Source organism: Putridiphycobacter roseus, assembly GCF_003234935.1.
Classification (GTDB): domain Bacteria; phylum Bacteroidota; class Bacteroidia; order Flavobacteriales_D; family Crocinitomicaceae; genus Putridiphycobacter; species Putridiphycobacter roseus.
This window is the reverse complement of record NZ_QKSB01000061.1, coordinates 1-978: the sequence shown is the minus strand read 5'-3', so window position 1 is coordinate 978 and position 978 is coordinate 1. Positions and strand designations below refer to the sequence as shown.

Genomic DNA, 978 nt, shown 5'->3' with positions numbered 1-978 from the left:
TATAATTTATGACCCATATTTTAAGAAATGATACTAGAATTGGAATAACTAAAAACATCCTCAATTCCATTAAAAAAGAGTTTGATGATGTTTTAGAGACATGTAAAAAAGATGACTTTAATTATTGGGACAGTATTTATGCAGATGACACAGAGCATTTAGTAGGCACAGCCTTTATTGTCCTGCAGAATTATATAAATAGTAGTATTTCAGATTTATATCCTAAATTATCAAAACTCCATTTGAAATATTCGACCGCTAAAATGGTAAATAATGAATGTAAAACAACAAGGATAGAATTAATCATAGTATTGGCAAATTATTATAAACATAGAGATTTACCCACCGAACTGCATAAACACACTACTAATCCACTTGATGACTTAAAAATTTACTATAAGGAAATATATAATCTTGAGAAAAATAAATATTTTTATAAAATAGGATCAGAATCGCCAATATTTAATGGCCTTAGTCTTTTGTCAAAAGAATGGGAATTAAATGATTTAATAGAAATAGTGTCAGAATGGAGAGAGGATTTATGGAAATCTGAATACAAGAATAACTAAGTTATGAAAATAAATTTCCAATGCATAGAACTAACAATCCAAGATGATGAATTAGGGTGTACTGTAATTTTTTCAGATTCTAGGTCAGCGGATGACCAGTTTAAAAGTGAAGAAGAGCTTATTAATGGTGTTGATAAACATCTATTTATTCAAAGGAGTTATGCGGAAGATGAATACGACTTAGAAAATTATTATATAGCATCTTCAGAATCTGATTCAGAGTTTAATTCTTCTGAAAAAATATTTTTAAAATTAAATAATAGTAGGCTTGTATTTAATTGGAATGAGGAAGAAATAGTAATAGGCTTGAAACTGAACAACCAAGAACTTGCAAATTTGATTCAAGTTTTTGAATCTACATTTAAAGAACGAATAGCAATAATTGAATAAGAAAACGATTTGCCAACAA

At 27.8% G+C, this 978-nt stretch carries 2 protein-coding genes; both read left to right on the top strand.

Annotated features, from left to right (window positions below; genetic code table 11):
- The first annotated feature begins 8 nt into the window (after nt 1-8).
- On the top strand, nt 9-569 hold the full coding sequence (locus DNU06_RS17505; RefSeq protein ID WP_111064793.1) for a hypothetical protein: 561 nt from the start codon (nt 9-11) through the stop codon (nt 567-569).
- Nucleotides 570-572: 3 nt separating this feature from the next.
- Nucleotides 573-959 (top strand): hypothetical protein, encoded by a 387-nt coding sequence (locus DNU06_RS17500; protein ID WP_111064792.1) that lies wholly within the window; start codon nt 573-575, stop codon nt 957-959.
- The last annotated feature ends 19 nt before the right edge of the window (nt 960-978 follow it).

What these genes read in the sequence shown, in the direction of transcription:
- DNU06_RS17505 (WP_111064793.1), top strand. Translation starts at nt 9, where the DNA reads ATGACCCATATTTTAAGAAATGATACTAGAATTGGAATAACTAAAAAC.
- DNU06_RS17500 (WP_111064792.1), top strand. Translation starts at nt 573, where the DNA reads ATGAAAATAAATTTCCAATGCATAGAACTAACAATCCAAGATGATGAA.